Source organism: Bacillus sp. FSL M8-0071, assembly GCF_037975455.1.
Classification (GTDB): domain Bacteria; phylum Bacillota; class Bacilli; order Bacillales; family Bacillaceae; genus Bacillus; species Bacillus subtilis.
The window spans coordinates 1,296,697-1,318,428 of the sequence record NZ_CP150256.1 but is presented as its reverse complement, the minus strand read 5'-3'; the positions used below and the strand labels follow the sequence as shown (position 1 = coordinate 1,318,428).

Annotated in this window: 27 protein-coding genes; 6 read left to right on the top strand and 21 right to left on the bottom strand. The window is 45.1% G+C overall.

The annotated features are described in order from the left end of the window. Positions 1 to 2 precede the first annotated feature (2 nt). From MKX71_RS06825 to MKX71_RS06785, 9 genes are all read right to left on the bottom strand, one after another. Positions 3 to 1,304: a PBSX family phage terminase large subunit gene (locus MKX71_RS06825; RefSeq protein WP_003232697.1), complete on the bottom strand. Its 1,302-nt coding sequence runs from the start codon at positions 1,302 to 1,304 to the stop codon at positions 3 to 5. After that, positions 1,301 to 2,098, bottom strand: coding sequence for a phage terminase small subunit (xtmA, locus tag MKX71_RS06820; protein WP_339231891.1), 798 nt, complete (start codon positions 2,096 to 2,098; stop codon positions 1,301 to 1,303). Before xtmA ends, MKX71_RS06825 begins: the two co-directional genes overlap by 4 nt. Positions 2,099 to 2,212: 114 nt before the next feature. After that, complete coding sequence (locus MKX71_RS06815) at positions 2,213 to 2,722, bottom strand: sigma-70 family RNA polymerase sigma factor (RefSeq protein ID WP_024572595.1); 510 nt, start codon at positions 2,720 to 2,722, stop codon at positions 2,213 to 2,215. Positions 2,723 to 2,837: 115 nt separating this feature from the next. After that, positions 2,838 to 3,044 (bottom strand): phage-like element PBSX protein XtrA, encoded by a 207-nt coding sequence (xtrA, locus tag MKX71_RS06810; protein ID WP_003244900.1) that lies wholly within the window; start codon positions 3,042 to 3,044, stop codon positions 2,838 to 2,840. Continuing rightward, the gene (gene xkdD, locus MKX71_RS06805; protein ID WP_021479479.1) at positions 3,041 to 3,391 is read right to left on the bottom strand and encodes a phage-like element PBSX protein XkdD; all 351 of its coding nucleotides are present in this window, start codon (positions 3,389 to 3,391) and stop codon (positions 3,041 to 3,043) included. Before xkdD ends, xtrA begins: the two co-directional genes overlap by 4 nt. A gap of 84 nt (positions 3,392 to 3,475) precedes the next feature. Next, a complete protein-coding gene (locus MKX71_RS06800) occupies positions 3,476 to 3,643 on the bottom strand; it encodes a hypothetical protein (RefSeq protein ID WP_003245588.1) in 168 nt (55 codons plus the stop codon). Continuing rightward, the gene (locus MKX71_RS06795; protein WP_015252287.1) at positions 3,643 to 4,443 is read right to left on the bottom strand and encodes an ATP-binding protein; all 801 of its coding nucleotides are present in this window, start codon (positions 4,441 to 4,443) and stop codon (positions 3,643 to 3,645) included. The genes MKX71_RS06800 and MKX71_RS06795 overlap by 1 nt, the downstream gene beginning before the upstream one ends. After that, positions 4,343 to 5,179 carry a phage-like element PBSX protein XkdB gene (locus MKX71_RS06790; protein WP_003245799.1) on the bottom strand — a complete coding sequence of 279 codons (837 nt, stop codon included), beginning with the start codon at positions 5,177 to 5,179 and terminating at the stop codon, positions 4,343 to 4,345. Before MKX71_RS06790 ends, MKX71_RS06795 begins: the two co-directional genes overlap by 101 nt. Next, a complete protein-coding gene (locus MKX71_RS06785) occupies positions 5,166 to 5,345 on the bottom strand; it encodes a hypothetical protein (protein ID WP_015715728.1) in 180 nt (59 codons plus the stop codon). Before MKX71_RS06785 ends, MKX71_RS06790 begins: the two co-directional genes overlap by 14 nt. 177 nt (positions 5,346 to 5,522) lie before the next feature. On the opposite strand from MKX71_RS06785, the gene xre reads away from it, so the two are divergent. Continuing rightward, entirely contained in the window at positions 5,523 to 5,864 is a 342-nt protein-coding gene (xre, locus tag MKX71_RS06780; RefSeq protein WP_003232719.1) for an HTH-type transcriptional regulator Xre, read from the top strand. Between the two features lie 166 nt (positions 5,865 to 6,030). Then, entirely contained in the window at positions 6,031 to 6,627 is a 597-nt protein-coding gene (locus tag MKX71_RS06775; RefSeq protein ID WP_003232721.1) for an ImmA/IrrE family metallo-endopeptidase, read from the top strand. 43 nt (positions 6,628 to 6,670) lie between these two features. On the opposite strand, the gene MKX71_RS06770 is transcribed toward MKX71_RS06775, so the two are convergent. Together MKX71_RS06770 and MKX71_RS06765 are read right to left on the bottom strand one after the other, a co-directional pair. After that, entirely contained in the window at positions 6,671 to 7,507 is an 837-nt protein-coding gene (locus tag MKX71_RS06770) for a manganese catalase family protein (protein ID WP_041351205.1), read from the bottom strand. 76 nt (positions 7,508 to 7,583) lie between these two features. Continuing rightward, complete coding sequence (locus MKX71_RS06765) at positions 7,584 to 8,186, bottom strand: poly-gamma-glutamate hydrolase family protein (RefSeq protein ID WP_128992666.1); 603 nt, start codon at positions 8,184 to 8,186, stop codon at positions 7,584 to 7,586. A 105-nt stretch (positions 8,187 to 8,291) separates the two neighbouring features. Between MKX71_RS06765 and MKX71_RS06760 the strand changes: the two genes are divergently transcribed. Beyond that, positions 8,292 to 8,669, top strand: coding sequence for a PH domain-containing protein (locus tag MKX71_RS06760; protein ID WP_014479546.1), 378 nt, complete (start codon positions 8,292 to 8,294; stop codon positions 8,667 to 8,669). Positions 8,670 to 8,708: 39 nt separating this feature from the next. On the opposite strand, the gene MKX71_RS06755 is transcribed toward MKX71_RS06760, so the two are convergent. Then, positions 8,709 to 9,662, bottom strand: coding sequence for an N-acetylmuramoyl-L-alanine amidase (locus MKX71_RS06755; protein WP_128992665.1), 954 nt, complete (start codon positions 9,660 to 9,662; stop codon positions 8,709 to 8,711). A gap of 120 nt (positions 9,663 to 9,782) precedes the next feature. On the opposite strand from MKX71_RS06755, the gene MKX71_RS06750 reads away from it, so the two are divergent. After that, on the top strand, positions 9,783 to 10,040 hold the full coding sequence (locus tag MKX71_RS06750) for a YciI family protein (RefSeq protein ID WP_003232731.1): 258 nt from the start codon (positions 9,783 to 9,785) through the stop codon (positions 10,038 to 10,040). A gap of 29 nt (positions 10,041 to 10,069) precedes the next feature. Here the strand turns inward: MKX71_RS06750 and phrA are convergent, their stop codons facing one another. From phrA to yjoB, 3 genes are all read right to left on the bottom strand, one after another. Next, positions 10,070 to 10,204, bottom strand: coding sequence for a phosphatase RapA inhibitor PhrA (gene phrA / locus MKX71_RS06745; RefSeq protein WP_326237668.1), 135 nt, complete (start codon positions 10,202 to 10,204; stop codon positions 10,070 to 10,072). Further along, on the bottom strand, positions 10,194 to 11,330 hold the full coding sequence (gene rapA / locus MKX71_RS06740; RefSeq protein WP_015252291.1) for a response regulator aspartate phosphatase RapA: 1,137 nt from the start codon (positions 11,328 to 11,330) through the stop codon (positions 10,194 to 10,196). The genes phrA and rapA overlap by 11 nt, the downstream gene beginning before the upstream one ends. Positions 11,331 to 11,475: 145 nt before the next feature. Then, positions 11,476 to 12,747 (bottom strand): ATPase YjoB, encoded by a 1,272-nt coding sequence (yjoB, locus tag MKX71_RS06735; protein ID WP_230488570.1) that lies wholly within the window; start codon positions 12,745 to 12,747, stop codon positions 11,476 to 11,478. Positions 12,748 to 12,895: 148 nt separating this feature from the next. Between yjoB and MKX71_RS06730 the strand changes: the two genes are divergently transcribed. Together MKX71_RS06730 and MKX71_RS06725 are read left to right on the top strand one after the other, a co-directional pair. Further along, positions 12,896 to 13,360 carry a DinB family protein gene (locus MKX71_RS06730; RefSeq protein WP_014479541.1) on the top strand — a complete coding sequence of 155 codons (465 nt, stop codon included), beginning with the start codon at positions 12,896 to 12,898 and terminating at the stop codon, positions 13,358 to 13,360. A 224-nt stretch (positions 13,361 to 13,584) separates the two neighbouring features. Continuing rightward, on the top strand, positions 13,585 to 14,349 hold the full coding sequence (locus MKX71_RS06725) for a sulfite exporter TauE/SafE family protein (protein WP_014476525.1): 765 nt from the start codon (positions 13,585 to 13,587) through the stop codon (positions 14,347 to 14,349). A 38-nt stretch (positions 14,350 to 14,387) separates the two neighbouring features. On the opposite strand, the gene MKX71_RS06720 is transcribed toward MKX71_RS06725, so the two are convergent. From MKX71_RS06720 to uxuA, 6 genes are all read right to left on the bottom strand, one after another. After that, a complete protein-coding gene (locus tag MKX71_RS06720; protein ID WP_339231890.1) occupies positions 14,388 to 15,881 on the bottom strand; it encodes an altronate dehydratase family protein in 1,494 nt (497 codons plus the stop codon). Then, a complete protein-coding gene (locus MKX71_RS06715) occupies positions 15,878 to 17,320 on the bottom strand; it encodes a tagaturonate reductase (protein ID WP_339231888.1) in 1,443 nt (480 codons plus the stop codon). The genes MKX71_RS06720 and MKX71_RS06715 overlap by 4 nt, the downstream gene beginning before the upstream one ends. A gap of 75 nt (positions 17,321 to 17,395) precedes the next feature. Then, positions 17,396 to 18,397 (bottom strand): LacI family DNA-binding transcriptional regulator, encoded by a 1,002-nt coding sequence (locus MKX71_RS06710; RefSeq protein ID WP_108029317.1) that lies wholly within the window; start codon positions 18,395 to 18,397, stop codon positions 17,396 to 17,398. Between the two features lie 87 nt (positions 18,398 to 18,484). Continuing rightward, positions 18,485 to 19,753, bottom strand: coding sequence for an MFS transporter (locus MKX71_RS06705; RefSeq protein WP_339231887.1), 1,269 nt, complete (start codon positions 19,751 to 19,753; stop codon positions 18,485 to 18,487). Between the two features lie 47 nt (positions 19,754 to 19,800). After that, complete coding sequence (locus MKX71_RS06700) at positions 19,801 to 20,637, bottom strand: SDR family oxidoreductase (RefSeq protein ID WP_038828735.1); 837 nt, start codon at positions 20,635 to 20,637, stop codon at positions 19,801 to 19,803. Next, positions 20,634 to 21,713 (bottom strand): mannonate dehydratase, encoded by a 1,080-nt coding sequence (gene uxuA, locus MKX71_RS06695; RefSeq protein ID WP_339231886.1) that lies wholly within the window; start codon positions 21,711 to 21,713, stop codon positions 20,634 to 20,636. Before uxuA ends, MKX71_RS06700 begins: the two co-directional genes overlap by 4 nt. Between the last annotated feature and the right edge of the window lie 19 nt (positions 21,714 to 21,732).

Here is a 21,732-nt window from a genome sequence, read left to right as displayed (position 1 = left end):
ATTTATGACCTCCTCCTTTCTCGGTTCGGCCGGATTCGTTTGTGTGCTGTCTCTTTCATATCAGCAACCTCATAATCATCAAGCGCATACCAAATGGCAGAAAGCGTATGCGGGTCAATCGTGAATTCATCCTCAATCAGAGCTCCGTTTTTATCTTTGGCATACGTAAGTGTCTTGAGCTCATAGATGACATTTTCACAGCGATCCGAACAGAAGATTTTTTTGAACCGTTTTACCTTTTTGGTATATTGAAGCCTGGAGCCGGGAAACTTTCTGGCTCCAACCATCCGAAAGCCCTGCTGGCGGAAATATTGAATGCTTTTCGGCTCAGCCGAGTCGGCTTTGATCAATTCCTGTGTCTCAATAAACTCACGCAGCTCCTCAGCCGTCCTGTCATCTGTCATTTTGTTTTGATAATACTCCCAATAAATGTAGAGGTATTTTTTTTCAGGATCTACAGCAAGCCGGACGACGGCATTATAGGATTCCTCGAATCCAAAATCCATGCCTGTACGAAAGATTGGCTTGCTGATGGCTGCGATACATTTTTTCATTTGATTATGCGGGAGTACCTCGAACTGCGGCAGCACCCTGATCCCATTGACGCCGAATCGTCCTTTGCGGGCAATCCGGTACAGGTCGGGATCATACTCTTTGAGTCCGTCAAGCTGTTTCAGATAGCTTTCCGGGAGAAAAAGATTGTCGTTAGCGGTGGAATGATGGTAATACGTATCTCCCTTCACAATCGTCCGCTTTTCGTAAAGTTCGCTGTCATCCAGCACAAACCGTTTCTTGCGTTCATCCCGAAAAAAATGTCTGTACGTCCAATTGGAGGTGCCGACGGGATTGGTGGTACAGATCATATGAAGCTTCAGCTCAGGATGGCGAAGACGTCCGATTAATTCCTTGAACCCCTCATACTTCACCTCTGAGCACTCTTCAATCCATATTAATGAAATGTTATGAACCGATTTTAATTTTGCCGGATTGTCCATTCCTTTGAACATGATCCGGCTGCCATTGTGAAATCGCAGCTGCAGCGGGGAAGAAAGAGATGCCACAGCCTTTGTGAGACCGAGCTCTTCGATCACCTCTTGAAACAAGGCGAAGGTCGAATCCCGATGGGTATCGAACACCTCCCGGATCACAAGGGCCGTCCGTTTTTCCTTCAGCAGCTTTAGCACGATTTTCAATGCCGTATGATAGCTTTTGGAGGAGCCGTAGCCGCCGACGAGAAATTGGTACGTCTGCTCCCAATTGAACACGTAATCTTCGAAATGAGGATTGATTTCTTTTACAATCATGACTTGCCCTCTTTTCGTTTGATCATAATTTCAATCGGCTCCTGGCTGTCATCTGTTTTCTCCGCTTTTTGTTTGGCAAGCTTCAATTTCTCATTTTCAATTTTTTGTTTAAATTGATCTGGAAACAAATCAAAATATAAGGACAGCTTCTCAAGCGCCTTCATTTTATCTGCAAGCTTGATGGCAATGCCTTCTTTGCCAAGCTTTGCTTCCGTTACAATGGTGCCGTCAACGAGCCCCGAGTCTTTGACATCGACAAAGCTGATTTCCTTCATAATCGGGTTATCATCTTCATCAAACAGCGGACCCGATTTCCCGACAGCCTGGACCTCTTTTTTTCCAAAGGTCACATAGTCCGTAATATCCGCAAACGCGATCTTGATATAAACCTGCAGCACATCCATCGCTTCAATAAACATCTCATTGACCATTTCTTTTTTTATGCGTCTGATTTCAGCAGCGACCTTTTCGTTTTTTAAGAGCCGGCTGCCCGTCACATGAGCGCTGTCCGGAGAATAGCCCGCTTTGATTGCTGACTGTGTGGCATTGAAGCTTTTGACGTAATACAGGCAAAACAGCCGCTGGCGTTCATTTAATTCATCGTTGTCTATAGGGCGCTGTTTTTGTTCGTTTTTGGACGCAGAAAACAGGACCTCTTTCCATTTGTCTTGTTTTTTCCAGATGCCGATTGTTTTCGCGGAAACACCGATTGTGTCCGCAATCGCCCGATTTGTGATCTTTCCTTGATGTTGTTGATAGATTGCTAATGCTTGTTCGCGAAGTTGTGTTTTCATGCTACGGCATCACCGCCACCTCCAGCATGGTTGTCTATTCATAAAAGCGGCTGATCAGCCAGCCGCTTATGTGTCATGCTATTCACTTATAGGTGGCAAACGTATGACAAGCTTTCATGCAAGTGATCGATTCATTTCTTCCTGCTGTCTTTGCATCTTTACGATTGCCCGTTTGATCGTCGTTTGCACTGTCGATTTTTTCACGCCGAGAAGATCGGCGATCCGTTCATAAGAAAAACATTCTACCTTATGCAGCAAAAACATTTCCTTTTCTCTGTCCGTTAACAGGGCTAATGCTTCTCGAATTCTCTCTCTGTCTTCTTCTGATACCTGTCCGTCCGGCTCAAACATCATAGCGCTGGAAAATGATTCGATGATCCTCGGGTCCTTGATCATCAGCCGCTGGTAGGCATCACGCCGGTCAATGGCCCGTCTGATGCCGGGCTGCCTTCCTTTTTCAAGCCACTCTGTTACATATTCAAGATCAGTAATCATATTTCTAATGATTTTTTTATCCTTCAGCTCTTCAGCTGAGAGCACGGATTCATCTGCCTCAGCGAGCGGTTTATATTGGTTTCTTGTTTGTTTGAGCGTTCGTTTATATTCAAATAGTAAGTCTTGCATTCTATGATCCTCCTCATTTTTGGCAAATAAAAAACGGACACCAATCAACGCACAAATGCTGTGCAGTTGATCAGTGTCCGCAGGCTTTCCGTCTTGGACGTATTCTGTTTTCGCTTTAATTTAATTTGTAGCCGATTTCAAATTCCACTCGGGCAAGGTCGCCCTTTCTTGTTTCGACGAGCGTTTTTCCATGCTCGGGCGCTTCTGTGATCCATGCTTCTTGCTTGATGCCATCCACAATAATGACACGGATTTTCCCGTCCTCCAGCTGGCTCTTAAGCGTGACGGAATCGATATGCAGCAGTTTTTTAGGATGAATCATGTTTTATTTCCTCCCCTTTTCGGTGCAGCGCTTGCTTCAGCTTTTTCTAATAGCTGAATGATGCGCTCCTTTGAATGAACAGAATTCCCTTTCAGAAAATCAAGCGCTGCTTTAGACGCTTCCAGCAATTCAGGCGCAGCGGCCATCAAAGCGGCATTGCTTTTTTGCGAATAAGAGCTAAGGTCAAATACAGCGGCAATCAGCCGTCCGTTTGAATATGGGAATCTTTCTTTTTCTTCTTCACTGTAAGCTGAATAAATATAGATCGGTTTCGTATCCCCGCACGGGACAGCACGCCACGGCGCAGGGCTTTTCTCTGCCTGTTTTGTCTTTGCCAACACTTTCACTTCCCGTCGTCCTTATACCATTGTTCAATGTTTTTTTCTGTTCGCTTTGCCCGAAACAGCAAAGTGATTAGAGCAGTCAGCTGTTTAATCATAGATATTCAGCCTCGCTTTTCCCGCTGTCAGCATTTGCTCCAGCTTTTGAATGACAGGCGTTAAGTCAGTGCCGGACCGGCAGTTCGGACATGGATGAAAAACGACCCCAATACCGGTATGTTCCACAATGACTTTCTTTGTTTGACAAAGCTTGCACATTATCTGACGCCCTCCAATCTATGGTTAAGCTCGTAGGCTGCTCCTTTGATAATCACTAAATAGTCACTGCACATCTCATAGATTCTCGTGCCGAGCGCTTCATCGACCCGTACAAGTGCTTCAATTGTCAGCTCGCTCGAAAGCAAAATCGGTTTATGATTTAAGTAGCGATAGTTGAGTACCGAATACATTTGCTCTAATTGCCAATCTGTAGCGCGGGGTTTGCCGTTAACCGGTTTAAACAGATCATCAATGAACAGCACATCCGCCTGCTTCATCCGGTTCAGCTTCGCTTCTAATAGGGCAAAATCATTTTTCAGATCAGTAAAGCCTTCCACGAACGGAAAATAAATGACAGGCACATAGCATGTTCTCATTAATTCGTTGGCAGCGGCGGTCAAAAGGTGTGTTTTCCCTGATCCGGGCTGTCCTAAAAGGGCAATGCTGTTTTTTCGGCAATCCTTGATTTGTTCATAATCGGCAACATACTCTTTTGTACACTCAAATGCGTCTTTTATAGCCTGCGGCTTTCCCTCCGTGCGGAATTCCTTGAAGCCGAGTTGTCTGAAAGCGTGGGTAATCTCACTTGCACCCAGCAGCCGCTTCACTTTCCGTTCTGCCATGCAGCTGCACATCGTCCAGACTTCCAGGCCATTCTGCCTGACGAGATAACCTCCCTGATCCTTGCAGCGCAGGCAATCATACCTGCTTGCGTCTGATTCGGCCGGTTTGTCCGCCAGTAATGGACGTCTCCCTCTTCTCAGCTCGTCCAAAATCTGTTCGATTGTTCGTTTTGTCATGTTTTTTCATCCTCTCATGCTGAATTGCGGCATTCTTTTTGGCTTGCTGCGCGAAAAATCGATCTTCAATGAATTTCGAGCAGTAGCGAAAAGCCTTGATTGTTTCAGAAGCGGCGGTCCGCCGGTTTTCAAAAGCCTGAAAGCATTCTTCAAGCCATTTGATTGTTTGCGTGACAGGAACGCCGATGGCAACAATGCGGGCGATGGCTTGATAATCTCTTGAGGAAGGATACACGGTGCGTCCTTCTTGAGCCGACCGTAATTGTGTAAACCGCTTCGCAATGTGATCCACTGCATCATCAGCAGCAGTATATTTGTTTGTTTTATCTATATCTGTACGGTCGTTTGTGTCCGGTGTCTGCGGCGAAAATGGCCGTTCTTTTAGACTCCCGTGTACAGTATTGTCCGATCTGAAGCTGAATTTTTTGGAATGCTTGACCGAAATCATCAGTCCGTATGGCGCACGGACGGCCTTTATGTAATCATGGTTTTCGAGAAGCTCCAGCCATCTTCTGACGGTTTTTTCACTTACGCCGAAGACTGCCGCCATTTCTCTCGCTTTTAACGGCTTATGGCCGAGTACGATGCCCCAGCTTACGCCGTCTTTTTCGATTTCTTTTGTTGTTGAGCTGATAAACCAGAGAAACAGCCATAGCGCCGGGCCAATTTTGTCATAATGTTCTGAATTCAATAGCCCTGAATACGTCGGAAAAGGATAGCTTTTATCGTTTTTCATTGGACGCCGCTTCTCCTTTTAACATCATGTATGCTTGAAACTGTTCCTGCGTTTCAAAGTGAAACACCGGAAGGCCGCATGCGGTAAACGAAATGGTGCCGCCGGATTGTCCGAGATGGCGCTGATCTATGGGATTTTCACTAAAAACGATTTGGATCGGATACATGTGATCACTCTCCTGATCTTTTTTGATACATTTTGTATCAGTTGTTACCAAGTATAAACGATACAATCTGTATCATCAAGTTATTTTTGATACTTTTTTTATCATAACTTTATTTTGATACATTTTGTATCTATAATCATAAGTAACGTAGGGAGTTTAAAAAAGAGAGGTCATAGTATGATAGGCGGCAGATTGAAGAGTCTCAGAGGGAAAAGGACACAGGAAGAAATCGCATCACACATCGGTGTGTCACGGGCACGATATTCCCACTATGAAAACGGGCGAAGCGAACCCGATTACGACACACTCCAAAAGCTGGCTGATTACTTTCAAGTAACGACTGATTACTTATTAACGGGAAAAGACAAAAAATCCGATGACGATATGTTCTCAGATCCGGACCTGCAGCTTGCATACCGCGATATGCAGGATTTTTCCCCAGAAAGCAAACAGCAGGCCATCGAATTTATCAACTATTTAAAAGAAAAAGAGAAAAACCGCAAACCGAAAAATAAATAAATAAATCGTTCTCTGTTCTCTAAAACATATAAAAAGTAGACCGATATAAAGAAAAAAGTGTTTATTTTTTAAAGAAAAGGGAAAGATTTCTACACTACCTTCCAGTCCTATACGGGCTTTTCTTTCTCGCTAAAAACAGAACAAACGTTCGAAAGGGAGTATTCAATTGGGCGATTACTTATCACATCTGGAGGAATACGTTAAAAATTTATACGGCCGGCTGGGCATCACATCCCCTCATCACATTGACATGCTGAAAATCGCAAAGGATCTGGATATTTGGGTGCACTTTGAGGATATGGGGAGCATGATGGTGAAATACGACGGCATGTACAGTATCGTATTGAACCAAAAAAAGTCACGGGAAGAGCAATGGGAGGATTTTGGCCATGAGCTGTGCCACGTGTTAAAGCATGCAGGCAATCATTTTCAGATGAACAAGCTCTTCAGAGAGCTTCAGGAATTTCAGGCAAATCAATTTATGTACCACTTCTGTGTGCCAACCTTTATGCTGTTGCAGATGGAACTGCCGCAATGGAGAAGCCAGGCACTCGCCACAATTGCGGCGGTATTCCGGGTAACAAAGGAATTTGCTGATAAAAGGCTTGACATGTTTGAACGGCGTAAAGCAGGTATTCAATTTCAGAAGCGGCTCGCTTATTTATTATCTCACAAGCGGCCAAATGCGTACGAGGAAGGCGATCAGCAGCACTTGCAGGTCGCTGAGGAAAAAGCGTTATATCATATTGGCAAAAACATCTGATCAAATACGGGCTAAGGATATATTCCTCAGCCCAGAAGAGAACCTAACATTTCGACATTGGGGGAACTGTATTATGCAGCCACATGGGCGCCGGTTTAAGATGAGGCGCAGATGCGAACGCAATCGGAGCCGGGATATACCTGAATTCACCCCGGCCGTCAAAGGCTTCCCCATGTGCCCATCTTCCTTGTGAGCTTTCATCCCCCCTGGAAAAGTTAAACAGGTCATAGGAGACTTCCTGCTTTTCGAGCTCACGCGGAAACGTCGTCGGGACGACAATATCCCGTTCTCTCTCCTCCAGCTCTTTAATGGCCGCGTACCACATATTTTGATGATAGGTATCCCTTGCAATCAAAAATGACAGCATATCTCTTACCCCTGGATCATCGGTCATGGCATAAAGCCGTGTCACCTGAAGGCGTCCTTGGGCCTCCGCATTTAAGTTAGCGCGAAAATCAGCCAGCAGGTTTCCGCTTGAGATAATGTATTTTGCATTCCACGGATAGCCCTCACTATCTGATGCCATCGCCCCCAATCCGGACACAATCGCGTGCTGAGGATTCATACCTGACATGACTGCTGCGATAGCGGGATTGCTTTTATAAGCTTCCTCCTGTACATCCGCGGGTGCATTGTCCAGAAGCCTGGAAATCATCGTTGCCAGCATTTCTACGTGCCCGATCTCTTCGGTCCCCACATCATATAACAAATCTTTATACTTAGCATCCGCCCTGCAGTTAAACCCTTGAAACAAATACTGCATCATGACGCTAATTTCACCGAATTGGCCGCCGAGCACCTCTTGAAGTTTTTTCGCATAAACCGGATCAGGATGAGCTGGCTTTGCTTGATATTGAAGCTCTTTTATATGATAAAACATGAATCATTCCTCCCCACACTTTCGCACAACCCCAGCGTATGAAGGAATAGGCCGACCGTGCAGGTCCCGTCTAGTTTTATTTATAAAAGCCAAGCTTGACGGCTTCCACATATCGATCAAACAAATCGTTTTGTATGTAGCTTTTATCACGGCACCCAAAATTGCGGAATAGCGCATTTCGCTGTGCCGTGCTTACCTCCAATTGCAGTCCCATTTCTCTTTTCGTCCGATTGACAATATTGTTTGGGTGTACACCTGCCAGGCGGTCTTTCTCATTAGTGAGCTCGGCGCTAAAACCCGCTTCATTCAGACGCTCACAAATGAGCTTGGCTTTTTTACGATCCGCCCCCCCGACCAATGTATGCGGGATTTTCGGATCATAATACCCGTGAAACGCTAATGCGTAATGGTGGTCATTCACTTTTTCTAAAGCCAGCGGCTCATCAAAACGAATGCTAGTGAGATGCAAGGAACGGTTGTTTCGCGGCTTTAGACCCTCAAACAAATAGATGGAACATCGATCCGAAAATGCCCGCACCAGTTCACTGACGCCAGGCTCAATTCTGCCGCCGTGAGGACCGAGGACGATAAGCTCACTTCCGTTTTTCTCCTCATAAATAATCCGATACTCCGACTCAGAAGCAGAAAGGGCCGCAAAGCTGTCATACATATCTTTCATCTTGAACGCCCCCCTTTACCATTCAGCACCAGTTTACTCTACTCATCCATGAATGAAAACCTTTTTTATAGTATGATTTGATAGAATACGAAGAGGAGGTATATGATGGGGTTTATTGATGGATTACTCGGCAATGCGTCAACACTGTCAACGGCTGCTGTAAAAGAAGAGCTTGCTCATATTTTACTTGAGGGTGAGAAGGTTGAAGCCGCGTTTAAGCTGGTTCGCGATTTGATTGTCTTCACTGACAAGCGGCTTATTCTTGTGGACAAGCAGGGGATCACAGGCAAGAAAACGGAGTTTCAATCGATTCCGTACAAAAGCATTTCCAGATTCAGCGTGGAAACGGCCGGCCGCTTTGACCTCGATTCAGAGCTGAAAATTTGGATTTCCGGCGCAGAGCTCCCTGCCGTCTCAAAGCAGTTTAAAAAAGATGAGAGCATTTATGATATTCAAAAGGTGCTTGCCGCAGTTTGTATGTAAGGCAAAAAGACGGAAGCTTCACAGCTTCCGTCTTTTCATTTACAGCTTTTCCTCCAGCTTCGCTTTCGTTTTCGGACCGTAAATCCCATCAGCCGTTAAACCGCTGACAGACTGAAAACGTTTCACTGCATTTGCTGTTTTCGGGCCATAAACGCCGTCAACGCCGTGATTTTTCGCTCCTTTATCAGGATAAAAATAAAGAGCGGCTAAAGCAGTCTGCACCTGCTTTACTTTTGTCCCTTTCGTCAGCGGGCTTGTCACTTTGATCACGCCGGATGGGAGCGGATATGAGGATGCGGCATGGCTTTTAGAAGCAGATGCCGTCTGAGGCAGTTTGATCACTTGTCCGACTTTAATGTAATTCGGGTCAGTAATATGATTGATGCTTTGCAGCGTTTTCACACTGACTCCGTGTGATGCGGCAATCCCTGACAATGTGTCGCCTTTTTTCACATGATATACAGACGCTGAAGAAGAGACTGCAGCTTTTTTAGCTGATACACCCCCGTTTAATTCCTTTTCAATTGCCGCCTTCACTTGATCCCAGCGCCCCTCTGATAAAATGCGGTGCGGGCAATACTTTCCGTTCCAGTCCTGGTGCTTTCTCACCCGATCGATGCCCCAGCCGCGCTCCTTCAAAAGCTGTGCTACAAATGAAATCGCCAAGGCTTCAGCTGCCTCATACTTTGGGCCTCCCGATTTGCTGTAGCAAATCTCAACGCCAATTGATTTGCGGTTTCCCGGACCGTTTGTACCGTCACCTGTGTGCCAGGCGTTTCGGTTAAGCGGCAGACCTTGAATCACCTCTTGATCATCGACTGCAAAATGAAAGCTTGTCGAGCTTGTGTTCCCGATCATATAGCTGATTTCATTGGCCGCTGACGCATCGTTTGCCGTGTTGTGAATGGTAATGTATTCAGCGGACATTGCATTAGGACACTTCAACGCGTATTTCGCCTCAGAAACCAAATTTTTCTTTACTGGAATGCTCACCTATCATCTCTCCTTTTCTTTTTTCATAAATAGGTGGCATTCGTAGGACGAAAAGCTCATATCATCTATCACTGTAATATGGATAAATGTGTTAAACTGAAGTTCACGGAGGGTCTGAATATGTATACATATTTAATGCTGACAATGAGAACGGAGAAATTTAATCAGGAGCATGTGGCTGGGCACTATGAATTTCTGGATCGTTTACAGGCAGAAAAACGTTTAAAAATGTTTGGGCCATTCAGCGACGCCACAGGCGGAGCGTATGTCATCGAAGCAGATTCACTGGAAGAGGCAGCGGAAATCGGCCATGCGGATCCGCTGGTGGCAAGTGGATCTTCTGAGCTGACGATAAAAGAATGGAAGCTGAAGAAATAAAAAAGACCCCTAAGGGTCTTTTTTATGCATCATGTTTGATTGCGTGCCGCAATATGAAATGTTTTCCCTTCTGTGTTTGCTGTTTCACCTCCATGAACCATCACCTGAGTAAAGCTGAACCCGATCGCAACGAGCAACAAACCTGACATCCATTTAGATTTCATATAAACAATCTCCTCTCTGGATTTGTTTTTGTGCGTGCACCATTTTCTCATAAAATGAAAGTGCTTTTTCGGGCTGTCCGTTTTCTATATAGAATTGGGCAGCATCATGCGCCAGCTCTTCAATATAAGGATACAGCATATGTTCTTCAAGAAATTGAAAGGTGTGTGAGACCGATTCTGTGTCAATGTTTTTTCCGTATAACGCATGTAAAAATTGAAAAAGCTCCACAAATAATTCATCACTGTATTGACGGGCGATTTCCAATCCTTCACGATACTTTTTTTGCGCTTCGGCGTCATTTTTTTGTTTATACAGAACTTGTGTTAAAGAGTAGATAGAATGCGGAAGATTATCGAACTTTTCCGACTTGCAAATAGAAACAGATTTCTCAAAGTATTCGGCTGCCTTTTGCAGTTCACCCATTTTCTCATAGCAGTTTCCGAGATTATATAGGGCAGAACTGATCAAGCGGGGATTGCCTTCTTTCTTTGCAAGATCTAAAGCCAGTTCTAAGTGGGGCAATGCTCTTTCTGGATACTGCATATCATCATAATTACCTGCAATAACGAATTCACATTGGATTCTGCGGACGGTGTACGTTTCATACATTTGGTATGTTTCTAATGCCTGAACGGCGTAGCTCATCGAAACATAGGTTTGTTTTAAATTGTAAAAAATCTCAGCCATTTTAAAAGCAAACTCTGCTTTCTCAATATCATCCGAGACGAGGGCAAGATTCTTTTCTGCCCGTTTATAATACATCATGGCACTGACAAACATCTTCTGCTTAAATTCATACATTCCTCGAAAAAAGTTAAAGTAATATTCGAGAAGCCCTGTCAGCTTGTACTGATTCCCTTCGATGTCTTCTAACAATTCTGAAAACTCTAGCTGCGACGTGTCCTCTCCAAAAGGCTTAATGTAATCCAGCATGACACGGTGCCTGAACTCCATTAAAGAATAATACAGCAGCAAATCTTGGTCTTCTTCCATATCCTCAATTTCTCTTTCTACTTCGAGCTTGACCCGTTCGGCTTCAGCGACGTGGAACTGCCGGATATGAGTATACCATTCATTAATTTTAAGCCCGACATAAGAGGACGGAATCGTCTGCTTCATCCTCAATTAATCCCCCCTTTTTGAATTACCCGAGATATGTCATATTTTATCATATTTGCAAGAAAAAGAAGAACGCAAAATAACCGCAATTGTCGAATTTCGGCTAACCGCAACAAAAAAGCACGGGTTTTTCAAACACCCGTGCTTTCTTTTAGTGAAAACCGACTTTGTTTCTTTCCATCCAGCTTCCCCGCTGGCTTTTTCTTTGCTCTCCTGTCATGTCTTTCACCATGGTTTCAATATGGTGATTCCCTTCTTGGTGCCATTGAAGGGCTGAAGATACATATAATTCTCCCAGCTGTGCAAAGGAAAAGCCTTCTGTAAGTTTTGCGGCATTTTTTATTTCTCCTTCACTCAAAAAGATGCCAAAGCCTCTCATTTTCATATATTCCAGCCGCAGCTCTTCATCCGGAAGCCCGATTTCATAGGCACGGTCAAATCGCCCTGCACGATTCATCAAACCTGGATCGATCTCTTCGGGATAGTTTGTCGTGCCGATGAGAAATAGCCCCTCTTTTGATGTCGCGCCGTCCAGCGTATTGAGAAAAAAGGACCGTACATCTTCCGGCATCGAATCTATATCCTCGATGACCAGAACTGCAGGAGCAAGGCGTCTCGCTGCCTGAAAGACTTCTTCTATTGTCTCGCTCGACGTAAATTCAGTAATTTGCCAATAAGCAACAGGTGCATCGATACTGCCTGCGATCGACTTCACTAACGTCGTCTTTCCGTTTCCAGGAGGTCCATATAACAGAATGCCGCGCTTGTAAGGGATGTCATATGTTTGATAAAACGATTTATCACTATGAAAAAACTGATCAATTGATCTGTATATCTCTTTTTTCAATAGCGGATTCATGATGACTTGACTCCGCTGAACCTCTCTGACAATGGCTTCCTGCTCTCTTGAAGTCCCTCCATCTCCATCCGTAAACACGGTCACTTTTCGCTTGCTTTTTTCCCAAAGACGCGGTCTGACTCCCTCCAGAAATGCACGCATCTTTTCATCGTTAACCGCAAACAGACAATCAAAACTCATAATGCTCCCATCTTGAAAATATGGAATTCTGGCAAAAGCAACTCCCTTTTCAGGATACGCGTATACACTGTTTCTTATAGACTTATGGACGGTATAATCCGGTTCTTTCTCATCTTCATCGTAAGCAAAGGTTTTCTTTTCAAGCTTTTCAAATATATATGCCACATGCTCAGGCTCCAATGAACCGCTGCGGACATCTTCTACAAGAAGCTCCCAGTATTCCGTATTTGGATCATCACTGGCATAGAGCTCATAGAATACACCGTATTGATTATAAAGCGTTTCTTCAATCCGTGTGATAAGGTAACCGAAAGTGCCGTAGCCCGCCGCAGCTCTTTCATTCTCTTTTTCTTCGTACTGATAAATGAAAGGTATGTTAGTCATGTTTATACTCCATTTCATGTTTTGTGAACGTTATATATACGATTGACATAGCATTTTGTTTCATCCCACAGCATATTACTTGTGAATTCATAACCGTTGATATAGGATTTCATTGCACCATTTATTTTTACATATGGAGGAGATCATAATGAGCCAATCCAATCAAATTGTCAGCCATTTTTTATCCCATCGAAACGTGACCAATGAGCTTGCCGAAAAAATCAGCAAAGACCATTACAGCTACAAACCGGCAGAAACATCAATGTCAGCAGAAGAGCTGGTCAAACACATTCTTACGTCTTTCCACTTGTTCGCAAATGTCATTAAGGAAGGCAATGCCTCACCATTTCAAAACAAGCAGGAAGAAACAGAAACAGATCTCAATGTTCTGGCAAAAACATATACAGAAAAAACGGCCGCTATCCTTGAACAGCTGACTGAAGAGCAGCTGGACAGAGAAATTGATCTGACATCCGCTTTCGGCAGAAAAGTCACAGGCCGCGCGCTGCTTCAGCTTGCAATGGAGCATGAAATTCACCATAAAGGCAACCTGTTCGTGTATGTGCGGGAAATGGGCCACACTGAGCTTCCTTTCTATCAGCAGCGCATGTAGCGTAAACAAGAAAAAAGATACCTGTTAAGAGGTATCTTTTTTTTGAGCCTTTAGTACTTCTCGATTTCGTCCAGACACTCATTATAGGGCAAATGAATAGAGATATTGAGCATACCAAAATTTCAAGCAGCTAACGTGCAAAAATTCAAAAAATTTAATTGATTAACGCGTCCTAATCATATATAATCTGATAAAAATAGTCGGGTTTTCAGGAGGCCTTTATCATGAGTGTAAGCATCATATTGATGGGTTTGTTTGTCGGAGCCTTAGTCGGATTGACGGGAGTGGGTGGAGCGGCCTTATTAACTCCCCTTTTAATTGTGCTTGGAATTAATCCTTCCATCGCGGTCGGTACAGATCTTGTATATAACTCGATCACAAAGCTGTTTGGCGTTGCCTCCCATTGGCGGCAGAAAACGATTAACTTTAAATTGGTAAAATACTTAGCCATCGGCAGTATTCCGAGTGCTTCGCTAGCCATTGGCATATTGCATTTGTTCCCCGCCTTTCACCAGCATCAGGAAGAAATTATTAAGCACGCTCTAGGATATGTGTTAACGCTGGTTGCCATTTCAATCATCGTTCGTTTGTTTTTGGATAGAAAACTTCGTCCCAACCGCTGGCAGCTGATGCCGCTTGAAAATAAGCGGGCGCTGACGATTCTTATTGGTGTTGTGTTTGGGTTTATCGTCGGCTTAACATCAATCGGTTCTGGCTCATTATTTGCAATTGCCATGATTTACTTATTTAACATGAAAGCGTCACAGATTGTCGGAACCGATATCGCGCATGCTTTTCTTCTTGTTACGGCAGCAGGCATTTTGAACGCAAGCTTCGGAAGCGTGGATTACATGCTGGCAGCTAATCTGCTCATTGGTTCAATTCCCGGCGTGCTGATCGGGAGCCATCTTTCGCCTCGATTCTCCCCGCGTCCGCTGCAATTTATTATGGCGTCCATTATTTTAGTCAGCGGTTTAAAATTGATTTAATGAAGAAGGCTATCCGCTTGAAGGATAGCCTTTTCTTATTATAACGTCACACCCGATTTAAAAATGGCGAGTTCTTTGAAATCATTTTTTTCATGGTTCACAAGCTGGCCGCTTGCCACCTCAATCATATAGTGGATAAACTCACGCAGCACATATTCCTCATGAACATCATCCTCTGCTAAAAGGCCTGCGTTAAAATCAATCCAATGCGGCTTCGCCTCATACAGCTCGGTGTTTGTCGCTACTTTCACCGTCGGGACAAAGGTGCCAAACGGCGTGCCTCTTCCCGTTGTAAAGAGGACAATTTGGCAGCCGGCAGCCGCCAATGCGGAGGAGGCGATCAAATCATTGCCCGGTGCGCTCAAAAGAGTCAGCCCTTTTGTCTTGAGTACTTCACCGTATTTCAAGACATCCGTGACAGGAGAAATCCCCGCTTTTTGCGTACAGCCCAGCGATTTATCCTCAAGTGTAGAAATGCCGCCCGCTTTGTTGCCCGGTGAAGGATTTTCGTACACCGGCTGATCATGTTTAATAAAGTATTGTTTGAAATCATTGATTAAATCGACTATCTTATGAAACACTTCTTCATTGGCAGCCCGCTGCATCAGGATGGTTTCTGCGCCGAACATTTCCGGTACTTCCGTCAGCACAGTACTCCCTCCCTGTGCAATGAGATAATCTGAAAAACGTCCAAGCAGCGGGTTTGCGGTTATGCCGGAAAAACCGTCCGAACCTCCGCATTTCAGCCCGATCTTCAGTTCAGACAGCGGAATGTCTTCTCTCTTATCTCCTTTGGCCGCTTCATGAATTTCCTTCAGCAAAGCAACGCCTGCCTCCATTTCGTCGGTCACCGACTGGGATTCCAGAAACTTCACCCGCTCCAGGTTCACATCTTGCAGTGCTTCCTTCATTCTTGCCAGCTCATTGTTTTCACAGCCAAGCCCTAACACCAAGACGCCGCCGGCATTTGGATGGCGAATGGCATTCAGCAGGATTTGCTTCGTATTTTCATGATCGTCGCCAAGCTGCGAGCATCCGTATTGATGCTTTAACACCAGTACGTTATCAAATGGAGCGATATCCCCTGTTTCTCTGACAAAACGCTGCAGCATTTTTTCTGCTATTCCATTGACACAGCCGACAGTTGGGACAATCCACAATTCATTCCGTACACCCGCATCTCCGTTTTCTCTTCTAAAACCTTTAAACGTCCGGTTCTCATTAGAATACGGATTTTCATCAAATCTCGGTGTATAGCTGTATGATTGGATATCAGACAGGTTTGTTTTCGTATTATGGACATGAATATGCTCTCCGATCGAGATATCTTGTGATGCATGACCGATTGGAAACCCGTACTTGATGATGCTGTCATTTTCTTTAATAGGCTGCAATGCAATCTTGTGGCCTCTTTTTATATCATCCTTTACTTCAACCGACACACCGTCCGCATGCAGCCTCTCTCCCTTTTGGATATCCCGCAGTGCAAGAAGGACATTATCTTGCTTATGAATCTTTATAAACGACTTCAACGTACCTCTCCCCCTTGTATGCAGTATTGTTCAAGAGCCCGCTGCATGCCCAGCTCATGAATATGATTCAAGTAAACAGCGACTCTATCAGTCAGCTTCGGTATCTCATTGAGATCTGCCCCCCACAGCCGCTGTTCGCCTAACACTCTTGATGCAATCCGAAGCATGTCGCCATCCTCCTGACACCAAACCTCTTTGAAAAATTGAAGCACTGCCGGATCATCCTGCAATGTCTCATTATTATGATAAAAATACAGAAGAGCGCTGAAAGAAAACACCAAGCGTTCAGGAAGCTGTCCCTTTTGTTCAGAATATTCCTTAAGAGTCGGCAGGTTTCTCGTTTTGAATTTGGAAATGGCGTTCAATGCAATGCTTTCCAGGTAATGCTTAATATACGGGTTTTTAAAACGGTTCAGCACATCGTCAGCATACTGAGAAAGACCTTCCATTTTTAAAACAGGAAGAATTTCGTCATCAATCAGCTCTCTTATAAATCGCCCCACTTCCGGATGCTCGACTGCATCCCTAACAGTCTTCAAGCCGTATAATAAAGCCACTGGCGTCATTGCTGTATGAGCGCCATTTAAAATTCTTACTTTTTTAGTCCGGTATGGGGTGAGGTCGCTGACGATCTTTGTATGCAGCCCTGCAACCGCAAAGGGAAGTTCTTTTCCAATCCAATCAGGCCCCTCGATAACCCATAAATAATATTGCTCTCCCACAACTATCAAATCATCCTGATAGCCAAGATCTGCCGTGATCTCCTCGATGCTGTCTACAGGAAAACCCGGGACAATCCGATCTACTAAACTATTACAAAATGTATTAGCCTCATGAATCCACTGTGTAAATCCTTCCTCCAGCTTCCACAGACCTGCATAATGAAGAACCGTTTCCTTCAGCTTTTCGCCGTTGTTCTCAATCAGTTCACATGGGATTAGGACACACCCTTTTGTCTGATCTCCTTTAAAAGCCTGATAGCGGAAGTAGAGAAATGCAGTTAATTTCCCAGGGAATGTTTTTTGCGGTCTATCCTCTAAACGATCTTTTTCCTCACATACAATCCCAGCCTCAGTGGTGTTGGAGATGATAAACCGAAGCCCTTCGCTTGATGCCAATTCTTTGTATGCTTCATAATCAGAAAACAGGTCAATCCCCCGGCTGATTGAGTTGATAATCATATGCTCGTTTACCGCTTCTCCGTCTATCATTCCTTGTAAAAAAAGCGTATATAATCCATCTTGCTGATTTAATCGTTTGATTTTTTCTGAGCCTCTTGGCTGGACAACTGCCACGCTCCCATTAAAATTAGCGTGTTGATTCAATTGATCAATCTGCCAATCAACAAATCCCCGAAGAAAGTTTCCTTCTCCGAATTGGAGAATTTTTTCTGGATACCGAGTATAGTGATCGTACACATTTTTATTCAGTTTCTGCATCCTTATTGCCTCCCTCTTTTTATGCACACGTTAACATTTTTCTTTATAAAAGAATGCCCGCTGAAAAACGGGGCATCACGTCGTCAATCGTCTGACTGAATCACGCACCATGAATTCTGTGTTTTCCAAGATTTTTTCTGCTTTTGTTTCGGGCTCGCTGATCAGCGACAAGAGTTTTTGCGCACCGAGCACGCTGATTTTCTCCACTGGGCGCTTTACTGTTGAAAGCCTTGGCGTGATGTACTGTGAAAACCCAATATCATCAAACCCGATCACCGAAACATCATCAGGAACGCGCAGGCCCTTTGCGAATATCGCATTCATCGCTCCGATTGCCATGTCATCATTCGAACAAAAAACAGCGGTTGGAGGATTCGGCAGCGCCAGCAGCCGCTCCATCGCTTGAAATCCGCTTTCCATATCGTACTGTCCTTTGACACTGTATTCATGCTTGATCGGAATATGATGTTGAATCAGTGCAGATAAGTACCCTTCCTTTCGCTGCTGGGAGGATTTAAAGCCTTCGATCCCCTCGATGATGGCGATGTCTTGATGTCCGGACTGAATGAAGTATTCTACAGCTTCTTGAGAGCCTTCCTTGTCATTGGACAAAATATTCGTGATGGTGCGATCATCAATATCACGATTCAGCACGACAAGCGGAATGTTTTTTTCGCGAATATGGTAAATAAAAGAATTATCAATGTCACTTTGGCTCATTAAAATGATGCCGTCATATCTCATCGGTGTAACGGAGTCATAGTTTTTCAGATCATCAATGCCGCGCACATACAGATTGTAATCCTCACTTATGGCTTGATTGACGCCTTTGATTGTGTCTGCAAAGAAGCTGTGTGAGGTTCCGTTTGTAATGCTTGTAAAGAATAGCCCGATCGTATGCGACTTTTGCATCGCCAGACTTTTCGCATTTACATTTGGTGTATAGTTGAGCTGCTCTGCTAGCTCTAATATCTTTTTCTTCGTATGTTCTTTGATGTAAGGGCTGTTATTGAGTGCTCTGGAAACGGTTGTGTGGGATACGTTTGCGAGTTTTGCGATATCTTTTATGGTTACCATCTAATTCCCTTCCTTATCATACCGGCTGCGATTATTTACTGTATATTGTATCATCAAATATACCGCCTCTCCCACTATATTTCCAGATTAATAAGACACAGGATTCTCAGCTTCTGTTCCCGCTGGCTTGCCAATGATTGGACGGACAAAACGAATCACAGCAAGTGAAGCGAAGACAGCCAGCCCTCCGGCAAGCAAAAATGCTCCAGAAAACGTGCCTGTTTGGTCAACAATAAATCCGGTTAAAGCCGGGCCGATAATTCCTGCCGTGTTGGCGAGGAAATGCATGAAGCCGCCAACAGAACCGACATTGTTTTGATCAACCACATCTTGAATGACAGCCCAATAGATAGCACCGGTCAAATAAAGAAAGAACACTGACAGAGCGACAAGAGTGACAGCCCCCGCAGTCGTTGCCACAAGCCCGGCAAATCCAATCAGGACAGCTGATGAAAACAAACACGTGACAAGCACAACCTTGCGCGAGAACAGCACACCTTTTCGGGCCGTTTTTTTGTACACATAGTCAGAAACAAATCCCCCCGCAGCCAGCCCGATAAATCCTAAAATCCACGGTATGACCGTGATGACACTCATCGATTCAACACTTAATCCCCGTTCGTCGACAAGATAGCTCGGAAACCATGTCAAAAAGAAGAAGAGGATGTAGTTGTAAGCGAAAAAAGCGAACGCCGTGAACAAGACCGTTTTTTGCTTCAGGTAAAAGGTGAGCGGAATTTTTTCTCCGGGAGACGTTTCTGCTTTTATTGCCGGTGCTTCCTTGATCGTCTCTTGCGGCTTTTCTTTGACAAACTTGAACCAGAGCACTGCCCATATCAATCCAATAATCATAATGAGAACGAAGGATACCTTCCAGCTGAACGCCACTGCGATCATGCCGACTATCGGGCCGGAAATGGCTCCCCCGAGCGGCGTGCCGCTGTTGGTTACACCGATAACAGACGCCCGCTGGGTCGGCGGGAACCAGTTGTTCACCATCTTGTTGATGGTCGCCGAAAGCGGGCCTTCTCCCATTCCGAAGAGAATGCGTATAATCAGCAGGCTGACAAAGCCAAAAGCGAGGGCGACTGCTCCGCTAAACAGCAACCAAACAACCATCGCGACAAACAAGGTCAGCTTTGCCCCATAGCGGTCGGATGCCACGCCCCCAAGAAAGTTAAAAATCGCATAACCAATCGAAAAACTGCTGAAAATCAAGCCCATTTGCGTGGCAGACAATGTGAGATCATCCTGAATAAAAGGAGCTGCAATGGAAAGCGCCGAACGATCCAGGTAATTAATCACCCCTGCCAGGAACAAAAAAAGGATAACGGGAAGCTTATCTTTTGAAAACATCTCAACCTCACCCCTATGTTGGTTCAGTTTCTGTTGCATCGCTTTCGTTACACACCTGAATAAGCCATAAATCCTCCATCGACAGGAACGGTGATCCCAGTGACAAAACCGGAATAGGATTCATCCGCCAGCCAAAGGAGCGTACCGAGCAAATCCTCGGGTTTTCCGAAGCGCTTCATCGGTGTTCCCGCAATAATTTTGTGAGATCGGCTGGTGAACGTTCCGTCTTGGTTGATTAGCAGATCATGATTTTGTTTTGTCAGAAAGAAGCCTGGAGCAATCGCATTGACCCGCAGCCCGGTTTCGGCAAAATGAACAGCCATCCACATCGTAAAATTATTAATGGATGCTTTGGCGGCACTGTATGCCGGAACCTTCGTCATAGGTGAATAAGCACTCATCGAAGATAGATTGATAATCGCCGGTGAATCAGCCTTCAGCAGCTCTTTTCCAAACACTTGAGAGGCTAGAAACGCACCGGTGAAGTTGGTGGAGAATACAGTTAGAAAGCCCCTCTCATCCATATCAAAAAAGGATTGGCCTTCTCCCGCTTCTTCATATGTCTCCACATCGGTTATCGCGGCAGGATGATTGCCGCCAGCCCCGTTAATTAACAGATCAACAGCGCCAAATTGGCCAAGGATGTCTTCCTTTGCCCGTTCCAGTGACATCCTGTCCAGCACATCCGCAGCAACAGCGCACGCTGTGCCGCCAGCCGCCGTTATCTCCTTCACGACCGCTTGGCCTTTTTCAGCCGTCCGATTCAATATCGCCACCTTCATGCCATGACGGGCTAGCTCCCGTGCCATCGCAGAGCAAAGCACGCCGCTGCCGCCAGTGATGACAGCCGTTTTACCAGCCAGGTTCTCATGCAGCGGGATCATACGCCCACCTCTTTTTTTGCCATTGCTTCATAGGCGTCCCACAGCCCGTTCAAATACATGATGCCAAGTGCCCGATCGTATAAGCCATATCCCGGGCGGCATTGCTCGCCCCAAAGATGGCGCCCATGATCCGGTCTGACATATCCTTCGTAATCCTGCTTATGCAGTTCTTCCATCACGCCTTGAATGTTGATCGAACCATCCTTTGTTAAATGAGATGTTTCAATAAAATCACCATTCTCATAAATTTTCACATTGCGAATATGTGAAAATGGAGCGATGCCGGCATACGTTTTAGCGATCTCCACCATGTCGTTAGCGGGATTGGCTCCCATTGAACCTGTACAAAGGGTGATACAATTAGACGGTGAATCTGATATCGCCCGCAGTTTCTTATAGCTTGCCTCTCCTGTGATAATGCGCGGCAGTCCGAAAATCGGCCACGGCGGGTCATCCGGATGAATGGCCATTTGAACCCCATAGGCCTCAGCAACAGGAAGAATTTCCTGCAAAAAGAATGATAAATTGTCCCATAGCTTTTCTTCATCGACCGTTCTGTAGGCAGCAAAAAGCTCTTTGATCCGAGCCAATTTTTCGGGCTCCCACCCCGGCAGTGTCATGTCAGATGCTTCCTCCACCGTCCGAATCAGCTCTTGAGGATCAAGGCTTTCCACCTTGGCCTTTTCAAAAAACAGAGCGGTCGATCCATCTTCTAGCGGCCGGAACATGTCCGTGCGTGTCCAATCAAAAACCGGCATAAAATTATAGCAGATCACTTTCACGCCAAATCCGGCAAGGTTGCGGATCGTTTGCTTGTAGTTTTCAATATACCGGCCGCGTTCTTCGTTCCCAAGTTTAATCGCTTCGTGAACATTCACGCTTTCTACAACTTCAGCATGAAAACCATAGGATTGAATATATTCAGTCTCGGCTCTGATTTCTTCTTTTTCCCACACGTCGCCGACGGGCTTTTGATGGAGAGACCAAACGATGCCTTTGACACCGGGAATTTGCTTCACGTGTTCAAGTGTGACTGTATCGTTGCCTCGTCCATACCATCGGAATGTCATATTCATGCTCGCACCTCCGGATTCA

Excerpts from the sequence above, each read along its gene's own strand:
- MKX71_RS06825 (WP_003232697.1), bottom strand. The coding sequence starts at position 1,304 with ATGATTGTAAAAGAAATCAATCCTCATTTCGAAGATTACGTGTTCAAT.
- xtmA (WP_339231891.1), bottom strand. The coding sequence starts at position 2,098 with ATGAAAACACAACTTCGCGAACAAGCATTAGCAATCTATCAACAACAT.
- MKX71_RS06815 (WP_024572595.1), bottom strand. The coding sequence starts at position 2,722 with ATGCAAGACTTACTATTTGAATATAAACGAACGCTCAAACAAACAAGA.
- xtrA (WP_003244900.1), bottom strand. The coding sequence starts at position 3,044 with ATGATTCATCCTAAAAAACTGCTGCATATCGATTCCGTCACGCTTAAG.
- MKX71_RS06800 (WP_003245588.1), bottom strand. The coding sequence starts at position 3,643 with ATGTGCAAGCTTTGTCAAACAAAGAAAGTCATTGTGGAACATACCGGT.
- MKX71_RS06795 (WP_015252287.1), bottom strand. The coding sequence starts at position 4,443 with ATGACAAAACGAACAATCGAACAGATTTTGGACGAGCTGAGAAGAGGG.
- MKX71_RS06790 (WP_003245799.1), bottom strand. The coding sequence starts at position 5,179 with ATGAAAAACGATAAAAGCTATCCTTTTCCGACGTATTCAGGGCTATTG.
- MKX71_RS06785 (WP_015715728.1), bottom strand. The coding sequence starts at position 5,345 with ATGTATCCGATCCAAATCGTTTTTAGTGAAAATCCCATAGATCAGCGC.
- xre (WP_003232719.1), top strand. The coding sequence starts at position 5,523 with ATGATAGGCGGCAGATTGAAGAGTCTCAGAGGGAAAAGGACACAGGAA.
- MKX71_RS06770 (WP_041351205.1), bottom strand. The coding sequence starts at position 7,507 with ATGTTTTATCATATAAAAGAGCTTCAATATCAAGCAAAGCCAGCTCAT.
- MKX71_RS06765 (WP_128992666.1), bottom strand. The coding sequence starts at position 8,186 with ATGAAAGATATGTATGACAGCTTTGCGGCCCTTTCTGCTTCTGAGTCG.
- MKX71_RS06760 (WP_014479546.1), top strand. The coding sequence starts at position 8,292 with ATGGGGTTTATTGATGGATTACTCGGCAATGCGTCAACACTGTCAACG.
- MKX71_RS06750 (WP_003232731.1), top strand. The coding sequence starts at position 9,783 with ATGTATACATATTTAATGCTGACAATGAGAACGGAGAAATTTAATCAG.
- phrA (WP_326237668.1), bottom strand. The coding sequence starts at position 10,204 with ATGAAATCTAAATGGATGTCAGGTTTGTTGCTCGTTGCGATCGGGTTC.
- yjoB (WP_230488570.1), bottom strand. The coding sequence starts at position 12,747 with ATGACTAACATACCTTTCATTTATCAGTACGAAGAAAAAGAGAATGAA.
- MKX71_RS06730 (WP_014479541.1), top strand. The coding sequence starts at position 12,896 with ATGAGCCAATCCAATCAAATTGTCAGCCATTTTTTATCCCATCGAAAC.
- MKX71_RS06725 (WP_014476525.1), top strand. The coding sequence starts at position 13,585 with ATGAGTGTAAGCATCATATTGATGGGTTTGTTTGTCGGAGCCTTAGTC.
- MKX71_RS06715 (WP_339231888.1), bottom strand. The coding sequence starts at position 17,320 with ATGCAGAAACTGAATAAAAATGTGTACGATCACTATACTCGGTATCCA.
- MKX71_RS06710 (WP_108029317.1), bottom strand. The coding sequence starts at position 18,397 with ATGGTAACCATAAAAGATATCGCAAAACTCGCAAACGTATCCCACACA.
- MKX71_RS06705 (WP_339231887.1), bottom strand. The coding sequence starts at position 19,753 with ATGTTTTCAAAAGATAAGCTTCCCGTTATCCTTTTTTTGTTCCTGGCA.
- MKX71_RS06700 (WP_038828735.1), bottom strand. The coding sequence starts at position 20,637 with ATGATCCCGCTGCATGAGAACCTGGCTGGTAAAACGGCTGTCATCACT.
- uxuA (WP_339231886.1), bottom strand. The coding sequence starts at position 21,713 with ATGAATATGACATTCCGATGGTATGGACGAGGCAACGATACAGTCACA.